16 protein-coding genes and 2 pseudogenes are annotated in these 16,535 nt (G+C 37.5%); 4 read left to right on the forward strand and 14 right to left on the reverse strand.

The genetic code is table 11. From position 1 onward, the window contains the following. Window positions 1-192 (forward strand): S24 family peptidase (locus G5B12_RS17315; protein WP_244096125.1); only part of this gene is annotated, 192 nt, incomplete at its 5' end. Then, window positions 185-358 carry a hypothetical protein gene (locus G5B12_RS16100; RefSeq protein WP_226815871.1) on the forward strand — a complete coding sequence of 58 codons (174 nt, stop codon included), beginning with the start codon at window positions 185-187 and terminating at the stop codon, window positions 356-358. The genes G5B12_RS17315 and G5B12_RS16100, both read left to right, overlap by 8 nt. A gap of 177 nt (window positions 359-535) precedes the next feature. Here the strand turns inward: G5B12_RS16100 and G5B12_RS16105 are convergent, their stop codons facing one another. The 9 genes and pseudogenes from G5B12_RS16105 to G5B12_RS16145 form a co-directional block, all read right to left on the reverse strand. Beyond that, a complete protein-coding gene (locus G5B12_RS16105; protein WP_005335451.1) occupies window positions 536-1,108 on the reverse strand; it encodes a CDP-alcohol phosphatidyltransferase family protein in 573 nt (190 codons plus the stop codon). Between the two features lie 6 nt (window positions 1,109-1,114). Next, complete coding sequence (locus tag G5B12_RS16110) at window positions 1,115-2,161, reverse strand: FUSC family protein (RefSeq protein ID WP_174088838.1); 1,047 nt, start codon at window positions 2,159-2,161, stop codon at window positions 1,115-1,117. A gap of 33 nt (window positions 2,162-2,194) precedes the next feature. Then, complete coding sequence (locus G5B12_RS16115; RefSeq protein ID WP_005347239.1) at window positions 2,195-3,238, reverse strand: HAMP domain-containing sensor histidine kinase; 1,044 nt, start codon at window positions 3,236-3,238, stop codon at window positions 2,195-2,197. Further along, window positions 3,238-3,948: a response regulator transcription factor gene (locus G5B12_RS16120; protein ID WP_119240215.1), complete on the reverse strand. Its 711-nt coding sequence runs from the start codon at window positions 3,946-3,948 to the stop codon at window positions 3,238-3,240. Before G5B12_RS16120 ends, G5B12_RS16115 begins: the two co-directional genes overlap by 1 nt. Then, complete coding sequence (locus tag G5B12_RS16125; protein WP_119234867.1) at window positions 3,927-5,360, reverse strand: phospholipase D family protein; 1,434 nt, start codon at window positions 5,358-5,360, stop codon at window positions 3,927-3,929. The genes G5B12_RS16120 and G5B12_RS16125 overlap by 22 nt, the downstream gene beginning before the upstream one ends. 198 nt (window positions 5,361-5,558) lie before the next feature. Beyond that, complete coding sequence (gene cls, locus G5B12_RS16130) at window positions 5,559-7,118, reverse strand: cardiolipin synthase (protein WP_055166960.1); 1,560 nt, start codon at window positions 7,116-7,118, stop codon at window positions 5,559-5,561. 32 nt (window positions 7,119-7,150) lie between these two features. Continuing rightward, window positions 7,151-7,831, reverse strand: coding sequence for a GTP pyrophosphokinase (locus tag G5B12_RS16135; RefSeq protein WP_174088840.1), 681 nt, complete (start codon window positions 7,829-7,831; stop codon window positions 7,151-7,153). 38 nt (window positions 7,832-7,869) lie between these two features. Beyond that, window positions 7,870-8,847 (reverse strand): choloylglycine hydrolase, encoded by a 978-nt coding sequence (bsh, locus tag G5B12_RS16140; RefSeq protein WP_174088842.1) that lies wholly within the window; start codon window positions 8,845-8,847, stop codon window positions 7,870-7,872. A 135-nt stretch (window positions 8,848-8,982) separates the two neighbouring features. After that, window positions 8,983-9,207 (reverse strand): annotated as a pseudogene (locus tag G5B12_RS16145) (hypothetical protein); the annotation flags it as partial. A gap of 6 nt (window positions 9,208-9,213) precedes the next feature. Between G5B12_RS16145 and G5B12_RS18570 the strand changes: the two are divergent. Beyond that, window positions 9,214-9,435, forward strand: a complete 222-nt coding sequence (locus G5B12_RS18570; protein ID WP_081019717.1) for a S24 family peptidase — start codon at window positions 9,214-9,216, stop codon at window positions 9,433-9,435. A gap of 56 nt (window positions 9,436-9,491) precedes the next feature. On the opposite strand, the gene G5B12_RS16155 is transcribed toward G5B12_RS18570, so the two are convergent. The 4 genes from G5B12_RS16155 to G5B12_RS16170 all read right to left on the reverse strand — a co-directional run bounded on the left by G5B12_RS16155 (window position 9,492) and on the right by G5B12_RS16170 (window position 13,963). Continuing rightward, the gene (locus tag G5B12_RS16155; RefSeq protein ID WP_148445678.1) at window positions 9,492-9,959 is read right to left on the reverse strand and encodes a helix-turn-helix transcriptional regulator; all 468 of its coding nucleotides are present in this window, start codon (window positions 9,957-9,959) and stop codon (window positions 9,492-9,494) included. Window positions 9,960-10,277: 318 nt separating this feature from the next. After that, entirely contained in the window at window positions 10,278-12,248 is a 1,971-nt protein-coding gene (locus tag G5B12_RS16160) for an ATP-binding protein (protein WP_174088844.1), read from the reverse strand. A gap of 361 nt (window positions 12,249-12,609) precedes the next feature. Further along, complete coding sequence (locus G5B12_RS16165; RefSeq protein ID WP_174088845.1) at window positions 12,610-13,554, reverse strand: replication initiator protein A; 945 nt, start codon at window positions 13,552-13,554, stop codon at window positions 12,610-12,612. Continuing rightward, window positions 13,547-13,963, reverse strand: coding sequence for a hypothetical protein (locus G5B12_RS16170; RefSeq protein ID WP_021976909.1), 417 nt, complete (start codon window positions 13,961-13,963; stop codon window positions 13,547-13,549). The genes G5B12_RS16165 and G5B12_RS16170 overlap by 8 nt, the downstream gene beginning before the upstream one ends. A gap of 75 nt (window positions 13,964-14,038) precedes the next feature. On the opposite strand from G5B12_RS16170, the pseudogene G5B12_RS16175 reads away from it, so the two are divergent. Next, window positions 14,039-14,668: pseudogene (locus tag G5B12_RS16175) on the forward strand (transposase); the annotation flags it as partial. A gap of 183 nt (window positions 14,669-14,851) precedes the next feature. On the opposite strand, the gene G5B12_RS16180 reads toward G5B12_RS16175, so the two are convergent. Continuing rightward, a complete protein-coding gene (locus G5B12_RS16180) occupies window positions 14,852-16,192 on the reverse strand; it encodes an MATE family efflux transporter (protein WP_118062284.1) in 1,341 nt (446 codons plus the stop codon). Window positions 16,193-16,535 lie beyond the last annotated feature (343 nt).

The raw sequence follows: 16,535 nt of genomic DNA on the forward strand, positions 1-16,535 counted from the left end.
GGACAGGTGGCTCTCGCCACACCGGACTGGCGGCTCTGCCGCACCGTAATATTCATTGATGGTGATGCTTATGTAAAGAAATATCATCAATCCGATTCCGGTATTCAGCTTATTTCTCTAAATAAAAAATATGCCCCTATCCAAGTCACTTCCGGATCCATCTTAAAAACTTTTGGAAAAGTAGTTGGCTAATTTTAAAAGGCTGATGGTTCAGAACGAGGACCTGGATTATTTCGGACTCTGCAGTTCATTGAATGCGACTCCGGAACTAATGAGCTTTAAATTATACAGCCTGACAAAACGAGGCCAGGCTTATCATATGCCGATGGAGATTCAGAGCAATTTCCTGGCGAAATAAAGTAAATAAAGATCCTGTTCTATATATCATAGTATGAACAGGATCTTTTTATAATGATTTATTTTCTATCTAAAATTTTATTAAACCGACTAAAGACTCCATAGTTTGTGTGTTTGACTTACTGTTTATATCTATCTTCTCCTAAATATTTTTCTAGTCATTGCAATATAAAATTGCTTATACAGTCTCTCCCTTAAGAGTCCTGGTATTCTGGATAATATACAGAGCGACCGATATGACCATCATTATAGCGCACAAACCAATCAACAGATCTGATACCATCGGTGTAATGTGGAACCATATAATATGCACCGCTGCAGTTCCATATAATAAAAAGGTTACTATCTTTCCATGCCAGTCTGCACCATGTACTTTTCCTGTCTTTCGTATCACAAGACATCCACTGACTACCATATACAGCTCCTTACCTGCCATTATTACGATTAAAAGAAGCACATGCGGAAAACGAGTAAACAGACAGATTAACATCGCTGCCTGTGTCAGCTTATCAGCCACTGGATCAAGTATTTTTCCTAAATTACTAATCCTATGGAATCTTCTTGCGATATATCCATCAGCAAGATCCGTAAGACCAGACAGCAATAAAATTTCACCAGCTAACAGAGGATTTTTCTTTACACAATAACTCCATATAATTACCGGAATCAGACAAAGCCGAAAAAAAGAAAGAAGATTAGGAACCGTAATAATTCTATTCAAATTTTCTTCCTGATTCACTTCACTCTGCATGTACGGTTACCTCACTTTCCTTTTTTTAGACATAAACCAATAAAATATAACACAAAATGCTAAAGCAAACACAACACCAAAAACATTTTGAATCACTCTAAGACTAACCGCTCCTTGTAGTCCATAAGTCTCTGCAGCAATGGCTAAAGCACCAAATGTGTTAAATACTGCCTGCCAGCCATATTGTGCTGAAAATCCTACACCGATTCCACCAAGAATTCCTATATATGCATAGATTGACGAAGGAAGCAGAAAATATAATACTGTAAAACATATAACACCTGCAATATTTCCGACAATCCTTTTACGGACTCTGTAGCGCATATCTTCCATAAACGGCAAAATCGCGGACATGGCCGCAATACCAGCCCACATTGCACGTGGCATATTACAAAGTTCTGCAATGCAAAGGACAATCGGTACGCATAAAATCTGACATATCTGCCATTTTGTTCTGGAAGAAGTGATATCAAATTCTTGTATCAGATCTTTCAGATTTCTTTTATAAGTTCTGTTTTTATGATTTCGATAAAATACGAAGCAGGTAAGTGCTGCACCTAAAGCCATTCCGACTAATCGCATCTGATAGCTTTTTCCCGTAACATCATAACCATATAGCAGCAGATACCCAAGAACCAATGTAGATTGATTAAACATGAATGGATTATGGCATCCGAACAGAATCAACACAGCCAGTGCCGCAATATTTAACAGCATTCCCAATACCGGTGAAAACTGATTTGCTAAATGCGGACATACAGTCATAATTACAAAGAACAAAGCCAAAAGCATCGTAGATTGTCCGGTGTGGATCCCCAGATCCGCATTTCTAAACACCATGAGACATAATAAGACTACTACACCTACAATGCTGTTCTCATTTCCAAATAGGATGCTGAAAATACTAACAAAGGAAAAACAAAATGCCAATGTAACAGCTATCTTCACCAGATATACCCACATATGATATAATTTTTCTTTTAGTGTTTCACTCTTTTTCAACAGGTTTTTAGAACCTGCCTGATTTAACTGCAACTCCTGATAAAATGTCATATAAATCCTCCCATCTTCTAATTTATCTTAAAACTATATAATCTCATCTTTCTGCTTTGGCAGCTCTATAACAAATCTGCATCCACCATATTCACGGTTTTCTGCTTTGATTGTTCCTCCGGCACTATCTACAATCCGTTTTACAAGTGCAAGACCTAGGCCATTTCCTTCTGCTTTATGAGATCCATCTACCTGATAGAACTTGTCAAATATTCTGGATTTTACATCATCCTCTATTCCTGGTCCTTCATCTTCCAGAATGAACTTAACAGAATCCTGTTCTTGTTTCAGAAACATCGTAATTGTCCCCTTTGAAGGGCTGAACTTAATCGCATTATCCAAAAGATTTATCCAGATATGCATAAAAAGTCCTTCATTCCCAGTATATTTAACTTCCTCCAATTCTACCTGAAAACCAATTTCTTTTTCTGTCCATTTTGTTTCCAATGAAAGAAATGCCTGGCGGATCTGTTCATCCAGACGATATTCTGTTTTTTTCATTGGTATATTCTGATTCTCTAACTTGGATAACAGCAAAATATTACCAACCAATCCGGAAAGTCTTTGAGTGTTAAATAATATTTTTTCTACATATTCCTCTTGATCCGGAGACAGTTCTTCTCCCTGAAGCAGCATTGTATATCCTTCAATGGCATTAATCGGGGTCTTAAACTCATGAGAAACATTAGATACAAAATCCATCTGCAGCACCTCTGTTGCACGAAGTTCTTTTGTCATAACGTTAAAACTTTGATAAGATTCTCCAACTTCTGCTATACGGCTGTTCGTTTCCAAATGCTGTTCAAAATCTCCCTGAGAAACTTCCTTCATTGCTTTACTAAGTCTGGTAATTGGTTCCAGTAACTTTGCATTAATAAAGGAAGTGATCAGCCCTGCAATCAATGTATTGAAAATCAAAAGCCAGCCAAGCACAGGTATGCTGCCCGGCAGATTAAAAAAATGATTCAAAAAAGCAAATAATAAAGCAGATATGACTGTTGAAAATACAAGTGCCAGCCAGATTGCACCAGTCAGACAGGATCGGATCCGCAATCCTTTTTCTTTCTTTTGTTCCATTATTTTTTCACCACCTTGTATCCAATTCCACGCATTGTTACGATTTCAAAATCAGGGTTATCTTTAAAACGCTCTCTGATTCTTCCTATATGTACCTCTATCGTATGTGGGTCTGCCTCCGTCTCGTATCCCCATACTTCATCCATCAACTGTTGTTTTGTAAATGTTCTGCCTGGCGAAGCTGCAAGCTTATATAAAAGCAGGAATTCTTTTTTAGGCAAAACAAAACTTTCCTTATCAGTTGTAACCGTCATTGCATCATAATCAAACTCTGTTGAACCGATCACAATTTTGTGTTCATTCAGTATCTGTGCACGGCGAAGCAGTGCTCCGACTCTTAAAACCATTTCATTCACATTTACCGGTTTTACCATATAATCGTCACTTCCCGAAAGAAATCCCTGGCGCATATCATCAAAGGAACCTTTCGCAGTGATCATAAGCACTGGTATCTGATATCCTGCTGAACGGAGTTCTGACACCAGTTCATAGCCATCCATAACCGGCATCATAATATCAGAAATGATCAGATCAATATATTCCTTATCCAATACTTCTAATGCCTGTGCTCCATCCGATGCACTTTTGACTTGATATCCATTCTTCTCAAGCACTTTTTGGAATAGCTGGCTTAATTCTTTATCATCTTCTACAATCAATATTTGAAACACGTTTTCCTTCCTCCTTATTAAAACAGATACCTTGCCCATCCAAGCAGATGCTGTACCAAAAATATTTTTCTCTGACGTTTCTTTGTTAATTCGATTGGCTCTACATGATATGGATCATTATAAGTTCCGCCTTCTAATATCTGGCGGGACACTTTTTCATATTCCATCATGCCCTCTTCCAACTGTTTATTAATATCTTTACTGCGAATTACAAGCATCAGTTCCGTATCCAGATATGCACTTCTCATGTCCATATTAAAGGAACCGATTACAGACAGATCATCGTCAATCAGAATACTTTTTCCGTGGTATGAATAACCGCCTTCATATTCCCAGATATTAATTCCTGTACTTAAAATTCTATTTCTGTTTTTCGCATAATCGGCAGCCCCAAATGGATTCCCATTATTCGCAACTGAATTTGTCATGATAGAAAAATCTGAAACGTTCTCTGCAATCTCCTCCCATGTATTATACATCATATCATTACAGATAATATATGGCGTGTGGATCTTCACACGATTTTTTGCATTTTTCATCAATTCTCCCAACTGATACCACACTACTGGTTCTTTGGAACCTGTGTGAATAGGATTTGACACTAATGTAATTTTTTCTGTCTCAAAAGTTTCGTCCGTATAATTGGTCTCGCAGATTCTTTCCTTATTCTCTTCAAAATATTTCTGATAGCTGTTCTGCAGCTCTAAAACTGCGTTCTTTACAGATTTTCTATTTGCCAGTTTTTTATTGTTATGAAAATAACCACTGTCTTCCTGATTCCATATGGTTTCAAAATACTCTGACAACTGGTTAACTGAATTTTCTTTCTCAGGTTCATCACAAACCACTAACACGTCTCTGTCATAGTTCTTATGTCCCGGAAAATCACCCAGGAAATAATTGTATGTATTTCTTCCCCCAAGAATATATCTCTTTCCATCTGCAATCAAATATTTATCATGCATTCTACCCATCATTTTCCACGGTTTCAACGGATTGGCCTTATTATACAGTTTAATTTCAACATTCTCATGGGAAGATAATCCATAGAAATACGGATTTCCTTCCATATCAATCCAGCTCTCCATTCCATCTACTAACAGACGAATATGTACACCTCTGTCTGCCGCATCATGCAGTGCTCCTAAAATCAATTTTCCACTTTCATCGGATTGAAATGCAAAAGTAGAAAGAATAATTTCCTTTTTTGCATTCTTGATCAAACGCACTCTTTGTAAAAGCGCTTCTGGATTCTTTTCTATGATTACTGCCCGTTCTGTATTTTCACTGCATTCGTTCCATGACTCATTTTTTGTTTCTTTTTTGGTTGTATTGGACACTTCCGGCTGCTTTTTATATGCAACGCAGATTCCGAGCAATTCATAAAAAGCCACACATAAAAAAATTGCCAGTATAACAAGAAGGATTTTACATATTTTATGCTTTTTCATTGTACATCACCTGATTCCTTTTTATTTCATACTTATACAATACAAAGTCAATCTCAATTTAACCTCAACAAGGTTTGTTTTTTTCATCCATGCAAAATCTTCTTTGTACAACAGACTGTTAGATATAGCAAAAACGGCCTTTCAAAAACAGTTAACTTCTAAATCAACTGTTTTTTGAAAGGTCGTTTCATCAGATTCTTATAGCAATCCAGCAAATAATCTCATAAATAATTGTCCCAGTCGCAAATATGCACTTCGTCCGGTTTGATATTGGTCTGTCACATCACGACATTCTCCCATCGTTCTTATCAGATCATTTTTTATTTCCACAACTGCCTGACAATCTGCCATAAAACAGCCGTTTTCAAAATGGTGATATAAACTTCGATAATCCAGATTAATTGTTCCACAAGTTGCCATACAGTCATCTGCCACACTCATTTTTGCATGACAGAAACCAGGAGTCCACTCATAAACACGAACACCATGTTTAACTAATCCATGATAAAAAGAACGAGTTATATTATAAATGAATTTTTTATCAGGGATACCAGGTGTGATAATTCTTACGTCTACCCCTCGCTTAGCAGCCAGACATAACGCATGCGTCATTTCATCTGTTATGATTAGATATGGAGTCATAAACCAACAATATTTTTCAGCTTTATTTATCATACTGATATAAACTTCTTCTCCTACTTGCTCATTATCCATAGGGCTGTCTGCATAAGGTTGAACAAACCCAGTTTGCTGTGCCGCATAATCATAGTGGAAAAGGTATTTACTAAAATCAGAATCATTAGCATCCTTATCACTTACTGCATTCCACATTTCCAAAAATGTCACCGTAAGCGACTGAACAGCATCTCCTTCTAAACGAATACCTGTATCTTTCCACTGTCCATACGGGTGTGTGTAATTAAAATATTCGTTTGCTAGATTATATCCACCTGTAAATCCGACTTTTCCATCAATAACTGTTATTTTTCTATGATCACGATTGTTCAAAAACAGATTTAAACCTGGCATAAACGGATTGAATACACGGCAATGAATTCCTATTGCCTCCATCTTTTTCACAAAATCTGTGTTAATAAAGCCTATAGAACCCATATCATCGTAGAATACTCTAACTTCCACACCTGCTTTTACTCGCTCTTCCAGAACATCTTGAATCTTATGCCATGCTTCAGCGTCTTCTATCGCATGATATTCCATAAAGATAAACTTCTGTGCTTTCTCCAAATCCTTAAGCTGTGCCTCTAATCCTTTCACTGCTTCATCAAAATACACAATATCCGTATTCTGATAGATTGGATACTGCGAATTTCTTTGTATGTAACTTGCTATATTTCCTGCTTTCGGAATTGTTTCTTTTATTTTGCTCAAACACTCCTGACTGTCCGGAAGCATTGGTAACAATTTGCTATCAATTTCTGCATATCGCTCACGCATTTTATGTGTGCCACCATTCAAACCAATCAACAAATACAGGCCTACACCCATAATTGGGAAAATTAGAATTAAGATGACCCAAGGCATTTTCATAGAGGATGTCTTATTTGATGCGTACAATCCCAAAACCAAGATCCCACTCAAAATCCTTGTAAATAAATTTATGATTTCTGCATATTCATTCAAACGTGTTACGATAGTAATAATAAAAATCACTTCCAAAAGAATGCAGATTATGGAAAAACACAGCCGTTTTACCCCATTTTTTGTTTTTGCTTTGCCCTCTAAAGTATCTTGTTTCATATATCCACCTTCCTACTTGCTCAGTTTTCTCCCTAAATTTCGTGGAACATACCAATTTTGTCTTTTATTCTCTGCATTTCATTATCTGCTTCAATGATAGCTCTTGCAGAATGAAGTAATTCTTCACTTATCTCATCATAGCCAGGCATTTCTTCAATTCCTTTTTTATAGCGAAGTTGATGTTCCAATGTTGCCCAGAAATCCATACCATTGGTTCGAATCTGTAATTCTACACGCATAGGTGTTTTACCCTTAGCAAAAAATACTGGTATTTCGACAATCATATGATAGCTTCGATAACCATTCGATTTTGGATTTTTTATATAATCTTTTATTTCAATAACTTTAATATCATCCTGTTGGGTAATCAAATCTGATATCATATAAATATCGTCAATAAACGCACAAACTATTCGAACGCCTGCTACATCATTGAGATATGTCTGTATATTTTCTGTTGTAAATTCATATCCCATCTTCTGCAGTTTATCGTAAATACTATTGGGCTTCTTAATTCTTGTTTTTATAAAAGAAATAGGATTTCGATTGTTCTCAACTGAAAATTCATCATCCAAAACCTCAAGTTTAGTTTGTATCTCCCGAATAGCACAACGATACATCATCATTAAATTATAAAATTTTGTAGCATTATTTAAAAACTGTAGTGATTCCGTACTGTTCATCCTGAGTTTTTTTACTTCATCTTTTGTCATGGAACTTTCCTTTCTACCTCATCCCTGATTTCAAAACATTATTTATTTTGATAGTTGATTCGTTCTCCTTGAATTACTGGATAACAAATCATTTTATCACTATCCAGATTTTCAACATGCATATCTACTGCACTGATCTGATGGTTTTCATAAGTATTGTAATAATAAATACCTTTTGTAACATTACAACACGACGTATACAATGTGATTTCATATTTTCCATCCGCTACTTCGCAACATCCTCGTTGCTGATCCACAGATCCGAGAATGTGGAAGAATTGGCTAACGCTTTCTTCCTCTGATTCACCTGAAATTGCATTTACCTTTGTAAAAGCTACACGTACAAAGCGTGAGGAAGATGAGAGATCTCCCGGAAGACCTAATCCTCCCATACCTCTACTATATGCATCAAGAGCCAAATTTTCGCAGAAAGTATTTCTGGGCTGTTTAGGAGATAAATACATATAATTATTTAGTTGAAACATCTGCTGTGGAAATGGCGGATTATTCGTAAGCACTCCTACTGGATTGTCATAAATATGCAAACCATCCGACATAGATTCTACCGTAATTGACTCATTCTCATCAGAAATGATCCAGTGTAATTGTGCTAATGGTAATTGCTCGCTGAAAGGAGTATTAACAATATTAATTCGTTCAAGAAGCTCGCGAACTTCAACTAAAGAAGAACACTGACTTAAAATCCACGGAATAAATTCAAACTGTGCAATATTTTCCACATCTGGCTTAATCGCAGCATAAACAGCATTTCCGACAAAATTCAGTCCTGCCATTGCCACTCCTTTTTCATTCATAGCATCATAATACAAAGGATAATCCTCTGCAACATGAGCCATTCCAATAATTGCATAATGAATTTTCATATCGCCAACATGGCGAAAATTAAACGCATAATTACGTGGTGTAATTACTATCTGATCACCATAAGAGAATTCATAATCGAGGGTTCGTCCAAAGTAAAAATCTTTTGTTTTATAAGTTGCTGCTGTACACATGATCGTTTATCCTCCTAAATAGATTGAAATATGTCAATGAGTTTTTTTCTTGAACAATATTATAGCACAATTCTTTTATTTTGTTCCAACTTCATACATGATCATAACATGTAAACTTTAAACTATTTTCCTAGATTATTTCTCCATCAGTTTTTCAAACCAGGTATCCATAGCTAGGATGAATTGACCTACGTCTGGCAATTCTTGCAGCATTTCGTTTAGGGTTTTGTGCTTAACATATTTCTGCACATACACCCAACAGGCAACGCTACTGGCTTCTGATACAATGTCAGCTATGGTTTTGCGCATAAGCTCTTCAAATTCAGCAATTTCTTCTTTCGGAACAACATCATATGTGGTGACAGTATGGAGCCTCTCTATCTGGATGGACAGATCATCTGGATTCATAAACAAGAAACTCTTGAAGAAGGAGAAATCGGTGTCTTCTTCCTTGATGGTGATGCTTATGTAAAGAAATATCATCAATCCGATTCCGGTATTCAGCTTATTTCTCTAAATAAAAAATATGCTCCTATCCAAGTCACTTCCGGCTCCACCTTAAAAACTTTTGGAAAAGTAGTTGGCTAATTTTAAAAGGCTGATGCATTAACAGTTTCACTTCTGCTATGCACCAGCCTTCTATTTTATATTTCTTCATATCCCAAAATTTCTTCCACAGGTTTTTCAAAAAATTCTGTGAAATCATGATGGAGCTGATATGTAGGATTTATAAATTTGTTCCTCTCCAGTCTCCTTATATTATCCTTGCAATTTTCCACCATCTCGGCAAGTTCTGCTTGTGTAAATCCAGCTTCCATGAGAAGTTTCTTTAATCTTGTCCTTAGTTCTTTCATTGGCAAAAATTTCCATCTATTTCTGCGCCATATATCCATTTCATAAACATCCTGCAATGCTTCATCTTTGGAAATAAACTGTTTGTCTAAATTTGATGTATCTCCCGGAAGTGTATAATGAACATTCCAATGATCATTTTCTGCCTGCACTGTATATAATCCCTCTTTTCCAAGAAGCAACAAATAATCTGCCTGCTCTTCCAAAAATACTACACCATTAATCATTTTTCTATTATATTGCATTTTTCTACTTTCCAAACCCTTTCTGCTGAATTTACTCTTTATAATAAACGTATCAAAATGAAAAAAATCACAGCAAATTTCAAATTATTTTATTTTTGTACAATATCACTATAACATGGAATGAAAGGAAAAGGACAGCACAAAAAAGGCGAAACTGCACTGCCTTTCCTGGCCAGATACAGTTCCACCTCTTTGCATTCTTTTTTTGTTATTTAATGTATTCTTTTATTAACATCTGATCTTTTAGACAATGCTTAAATACTTTGTTATAAAGGATTCAGATACCGTCATATTTTTCTCACTAACGATGCGATTTTCCTGATGCTCCGACACTTATCTGTCATTTTGTTTCTGCTTCAGTTCCTTTTCCAAACATGTATCGTCTTTAATGTATTTAGCGATTGTATCAGTTACTTCTTCCATGTTAATCGGCTTGGAAATATGATCATTCATGCCTGAATCCAGGGATTCCTGAATATCATCTATAAAAGCATTTGCAGACAAAGCTATAATTGGAATCGTAACTGCATCGGATCGCTCTATACCTAGGGCTCGAATGGCTTTCGTTGCTTGGTGTCCATCCATGTTTGGCATCATGATATCCATCAAAATAAGATCGTATGTGTCTCGTGGATGATTTTTAAACAAATTCACGACTTCTTTTCCATCTGATGCGCGTGTTACGGTCATACCGGCATCTTCCAGCATTATCGTAGCAAGTTCAGCATTTAGATCATTATCCTCTGCCATAAGAACATGAACACCTGTCAAATCTCTATGTAGAGGTTGTTTTTGTTCTGATTGAATAACCTGTTCTTGCAACTCCAGTGGGATCTCCACTGTGAATGTAGAACCTACACCTTTTTTGCTCTCAACAGCAATCGAACCGCCCATCATATCCACATATTTTTGTGTGATGGCCATGCCAAGACCGGTTCCCTTATATTTGGTTCTGGCATTAGCATTATCTTCTTGTGAAAACGGCTTGAATAATTCTTTCTGGAACTCTTCGCTCATGCCAATACCATTATCTTGAACAACATAACGAATTATGATATGTTTCTCATCCGTTCCGGGGTAAGTGCTGATATCCAAAGTAATCTTTCCACCGTCCTTTGTGAATTTCACAGCATTGCCAAGAAGATTCACCAGAACTTCTCGAATACGCGTAACATCCGCAAGGACATATGGGTTCTTTGGTCTTTCTCGATGTACTTCAAACTTAAGATCTCGGTTATAAAGAAGTCCATTCATAATCGCCTGGACATTATCTGTCAATTGAGTAATGTCCACTGGCTCGGGCGAAATAGTAACTTTTCCACTTTCAATGCGACTAAAATCCAGTACGTCATTCAACAAAGAGAGAAGATGATTCGAACTTTTTTGAACTTTCTCCAAGCTATCATGAATATCTGAAACCGTGTTCTGGTGAAGCGCAATGTTTGTAAATCCAATAATGGCATTCATCGGCGTTCTGATGTCATGGCTAATACTAAGCAAAAACGCAGATTTTGCTTTGTTGGCAGACTCTGCTTCCTCAGCGGCGTTCATTAATAATTGTTTTTGTTTTTGCTCTTCTGCCTTGCTTTTCTGGTAAACATAATAGGTATATAGACAAATTAAAAGCAATACAGCTCCTGCGACTATACCGCAGATGATGGAAATATGATTCGTCTTTTCAACCATTCCATAAGCTGATTGCATATCCATTTCAATGCAAAATGCGCCAATGATTTCTCCTGTCCCATCATGATTTGCGCTTACAGGATAGCAAGCCGTAAAAATCGGCCCCCATGTTGTATCAATGATATCCTGAGAGTACACATTCTCCCCAGAAATAGCCCTATCAATATACGGAACCATTTCTTCCTCAATATAATCTCCAGGGTGCCTTACATCATCCGCATCCGGATTCAAACCGTCTACCACGTAAACGAGTTTTCCTTCTTCATTTTTTTTAGCGGTGTAAATATATCGAGTAGAATTCAGTGTTCTGATTTCATTGAAATATGAAGAAATATCCTTATATATTTGCTTCTTTTCATCAGATTGATCTTTGATTTGATCAAAATCTTCTTTGCTGATTCTTCCATCCACAAGTTTGTGTACTGCATCTGCACTCGCTGTATCACGCGCAATTTCTGTATCAAGGGCGGTCTTAGTGTAAGAACTTTGCAGGATAAATGTGTACAGTGCTATTACAAAAATTATCAAAAGCCCCATAAGCACAAGGATACTACCTGTATTCTTCAGTCTAAGGAATTTCTTTTTCTTCAAATTAACTCCTTCTTTTGTTTTCTTCATGTCGTTCACTCATATCCTCTCTTCATTCTCTTCCAAATATTCCGAATATTTTATTATATCACAGCAACATATTGTTCCGCTATCATTTTTTCAAGACATGTGTCTATGACAAATACATTACTAAAAAATGGTACAATGCCAATAGCTGTCATCTCTCTTCTCTATTTTTTAGTTGCTTCAGCAATAATCCGCACATCCAAAATAAACATTTCTTTGATTTTTTGTATTTAATACCTGAGAGCTAAGAATAGCAGGGACAGGCAGTGTATATACACTGCCGGGCATTCGCCTCAAAAGCGGGACCCTCCCCACTTTTGGAATCTTCGCTTCGCTCGATTTTATAAAAACATAAAGGAGATTTTTATATGGCAAACAGAAAAAGTTTTCTTGCTTCACCAAGACAACATTCCACATCTTCAAGATATTTTTCTGGAAATTCAAAAAGAAGCTCAAATCCGATCAGTGTAGCCTGCAGCTGTTTATATTTTCCTGCTGTCCAGAGGTTATCCAGAAATTTAATCAGTTTCTTTGAATCTTCTTTCGGATTATTGAAAACTGCTCGCAAAAATACTGCCAGCTCTTCTGCTGCTTCACAGGCATCATCATAGATGGCGTCTTCATCAATCTGTCCATCCTCATCAATATAGCCCCTCTGCTGCATATCAACGATCTTTCGCTTCTTAGGGCTGAGACTGTAATACGCCTCATCTTTATAACTGTCAAAATATTCTTTGGTTCTTTCTGACATCAATGGCTCTGCTGTAACATGACCTCCCAGATTAAGATCTTCCAGTATTTCTTCTATAGCCGTTTGGAAATTATTCCTGTCTTCTTTATTCATTTTCGCCATGTATTTAGGTGAAATTCCTGTAAAACATCTTGCATAGCCACACCCTGATGATCTGCAAAAATTCTCTCCATTGCTTTCTTTCATTTTCTTCATTATGTCTTCCTCCATCTGTTTTTCATTGTCAGTGATATCCTTCACATAGAACTGGCAGAGCTTCCCTGGATAAGGTACTGCCACTTCTACCATTTGATCATGTTCTTCCAGTTCTGCAAGTGCCTGGTCAATCCGATATCTGGATATATTCAGATATTTCTTTATTTCCTGTTTTGGATAAATCACATAAGTGTCTCCATACTCATCTACCCACTCATTTCTGATGACCATTTCCTTTCTGTCCAACAGCAGTGCATAGATAAGTTTTGCATCCATAGATAAATCCTCGTACTGCTTATCATAGAAAAGCACTTTCGGAACATTCAAACACTCTACCGGCATAAATTCTGAATTATTATTCACGATTTTCCTCCTCTTTCATAAGTTTTTTTAAGTTGATCAGATCATCCATTTCACTCAACCGCCCGATCAGCATTTTCAGATACGCAACAAAATAAGTGCTGTACATTCGCTGTGCTTCTTCCTGCAAAGATGCTGCATAGAATGTTTCCAGTTTCTCATGCGGTCTGCTGTTTCTGTAAAGCTGCTGAACATACAGGTGAATGTGCATATAATGCTGCTTCATGGATAATTCCTTCAGATATAAGGAAATTGTCTGAAGTTCTGACATATCCAGATTTTTCTCCAGCATTGCAGCCAGGAAAAAAACAGCCTCTTTCATGGCTGCCTTTTGGATTTCATATTCATCTGCTTTTTCATTTTCTGTCAGGATTCCTTTTTCCTGCATCAGTTCTTTATCTACCTGATTCATTTTGCCCTCCTTATCGAAACGGTAATTCTTCTCCATATCCATCCGGGATATGCTGAAACCCATCTGCATCTGCTTCTGGAAGAAGTAACTGCGGACAGCGGGTACTGTAGTGAAAAAAATCTGCTTTATTTAAAACGGAATGAAATATCCAGTTATATAAAACTGCAGGATCATGAAAAGCGAAAAACACGCGCTTATTCAGAAGATATCAGTAAATATTACAACATGAGGACAGGGATCTTTGAAGATGAACAGTTCTATATCTGCCATGACGGACGTGAACTGCGGCATCTCAGGACAGAGAGCAAAGAGCAGGATGGATATACACAGATCTTTGAGGTATATGGTTGTGCAGACTGCAGCGGATGTGAACATAAAGCGCGCTGTCTGTATAAGTATGATGCGGAGAAAGATGCCGAAAAGAACAAAGTCATGAAGATCAATGAACAATGGGAGGAACTGAAAGAAAGATCGCATGCCAATATCCAGAGTGAACGCGGGATCCTGAAACGCCAGACACATTCCATTCAGACGGAAGGACATTTTGGAGATATAAAGGAAAATGAGAACTTCCGGCGTTTTAATTACCGTTCGGCAGATAAGGTATATAAAGAATTCATGCTGTATGCTATTGGAAGAAATATAAATAAATATCCTCGTTTTTTATACGAAAAACTGAGAAAATTTGAAGGAAAAACTGCCTAGAAAAAAATGCGGCTGAAAAAATCCAAACAAGGATTTTTTGCGGCCAAAAACAGAAAGTATTTATCAAAATAAAAATATCCTGAACAAGTTGCAGAGCCAGAAAGCTCTGTAACTGTCAGGATATTTTTGTTTGGTGCTGTCAGCTCTAAAAAACGTTATTTACCGACAGCTCCCTGTTTTGTTTTAATGATATTTATGCATCCGTACATAATAGCTGATGCATAAGATCACAGTGGCTCCGCTCCATGCTGCAATCTCTGCAAAGAAAATACCGTCCTGTCCGATAAAATGAGGAAGGATCAGTGCAGCACTGATACGCATGACAAATTCAGCCATACCACTTACCATAGGCATTAAGGTATCTCCCAGCCCCTGAAGTGCAGATCTGTACACGTACAGAAAGTACAAAACCCAGAGCATGGCAGCCATAATAGAAAGGTATTTAAAAGCAATTGCCAGTACCTGCTGTGTCTGCTGCGGTTCACCTGAGATGAAAAGTGAGAGAATATTTTTTCCAAATAAAAACATGGCAGCAGAAATGATCAGTGAGGTAAGCAGGGAAAGCAGCATACTGCTGCGGACGCCTTTTCTGATCCTGTCAATCTTTTCGGCTCCCAGATTCTGACCCACATAGGTAACGATGGCATATCCATAGGAAATAGCAGCCATTTCCAGCAGACCATAAAGCTTGTTTGTAGCTGTAAATCCTGCCACAAAAAGGAAACCGTAGCCATTGATCACATACTGGACTACCAGACCGCCCACACCGATGATGATATTCTGGAATACAACAGGAATACCAAGTTTCATCAGGCGGGCATTCATGCCGGAGGCAGGCATAAAATCTGCTCTGGTCAGATGAACGATATCAATTCTGCGTAAAATCAGGAAACAGTAAACAGCGGAGAAGCTCTGTGCGATCACAGTTGCGATTGCTGCTCCTGCCACACCCCATCCGAAGCCTGCCACAAAAAGGATGTCCAGTGAGACATTCAGCACAGATGCGATGATCATTGCGGTCAGCGGTGTTTTACTGTTTCCCATAGCCCTTAGAGCAGAGGCAAACATATTATAGGCTGCTGTGGCGGGGATTCCACAGAAAATGATGCGCAGATATAACAGAGACATTCCGATAATATTGGAAGGTGTATGCAGCCCTGTTAATACCAGCGAAGCAAATGACTGGCTGAGAATCAATACTCCGGCTGCGATGAATGCGGTCAGCCGGTAACTGTGAGCCAGAGATTTACGCAGATTTTCGAAATCCTTTGCCCCATAATACTGGGAGAGTTGAATAGAAAATCCCTGAGTGAGTCCTGTGGATATTCCTGTGACAACCCACATCAGAAAGTCAACAGCACCCAGTGCGGCAAGAGCCTCCACACCTGCAACCTGGCCAACAACCATGGTATCCACCATTGTATAAAGCTGCTGACAGATATTTCCCAGCATCAGGGGAATTGCAAAAAGAATGATCAACCGTCCCGGTGAACCGGAGGTCATATCCTGAATCTTGGTTTTCATTAGTATAAAAGTTCCTTTCCGGAGCATATTTGAAAAAGTTTAGAAATGATTATTCGAATATGCCCTGATATTTACATTGATAATTTTACATCATTAACGTGAAAAATGAAATATAATATTTCATCAGAATGATATAAATTTATCAATACCTGCTATAAGCAGCATGTTGTTGAAATTATTATGCATAGCGCCTGAGAGGAGTTTTTGATTGCTATTTTTTAAAATACAGATATATAATAGAAGGCAAGTCTTTACGGAAGGAGACAAGAATTATGCTGAAAAGATTCAGTGAACTACTCGGCAACTGAGTTACCAGAGCATCTGAATTAAGGCGGGATACCGC

This window comes from Blautia sp. MSK.20.85 (genome assembly GCF_013317245.1).
In the GTDB taxonomy this organism is placed as follows: domain Bacteria; phylum Bacillota; class Clostridia; order Lachnospirales; family Lachnospiraceae; genus Blautia_A.

Coding starts and splice junctions, on each gene's coding strand:
- G5B12_RS16105 (WP_005335451.1), bottom strand. CDS start 1,108: ATGCAGAGTGAAGTGAATCAGGAAGAAAATTTGAATAGAATTATTACG.
- G5B12_RS16110 (WP_174088838.1), bottom strand. CDS start 2,161: ATGACATTTTATCAGGAGTTGCAGTTAAATCAGGCAGGTTCTAAAAAC.
- G5B12_RS16115 (WP_005347239.1), bottom strand. CDS start 3,238: ATGGAACAAAAGAAAGAAAAAGGATTGCGGATCCGATCCTGTCTGACT.
- G5B12_RS16120 (WP_119240215.1), bottom strand. CDS start 3,948: ATGGGCAAGGTATCTGTTTTAATAAGGAGGAAGGAAAACGTGTTTCAA.
- G5B12_RS16125 (WP_119234867.1), bottom strand. CDS start 5,360: ATGAAAAAGCATAAAATATGTAAAATCCTTCTTGTTATACTGGCAATT.
- cls (WP_055166960.1), bottom strand. CDS start 7,118: ATGAAACAAGATACTTTAGAGGGCAAAGCAAAAACAAAAAATGGGGTA.
- G5B12_RS16135 (WP_174088840.1), bottom strand. CDS start 7,831: ATGACAAAAGATGAAGTAAAAAAACTCAGGATGAACAGTACGGAATCA.
- bsh (WP_174088842.1), bottom strand. CDS start 8,847: ATGTGTACAGCAGCAACTTATAAAACAAAAGATTTTTACTTTGGACGA.
- G5B12_RS18570 (WP_081019717.1), top strand. CDS start 9,214: ATGGAGCCTCTCTATCTGGATGGACAGATCATCTGGATTCATAAACAA.
- G5B12_RS16160 (WP_174088844.1), bottom strand. CDS start 12,248: ATGAAGAAAACAAAAGAAGGAGTTAATTTGAAGAAAAAGAAATTCCTT.
- G5B12_RS16170 (WP_021976909.1), bottom strand. CDS start 13,963: ATGAATCAGGTAGATAAAGAACTGATGCAGGAAAAAGGAATCCTGACA.
- G5B12_RS16180 (WP_118062284.1), bottom strand. CDS start 16,192: ATGAAAACCAAGATTCAGGATATGACCTCCGGTTCACCGGGACGGTTG.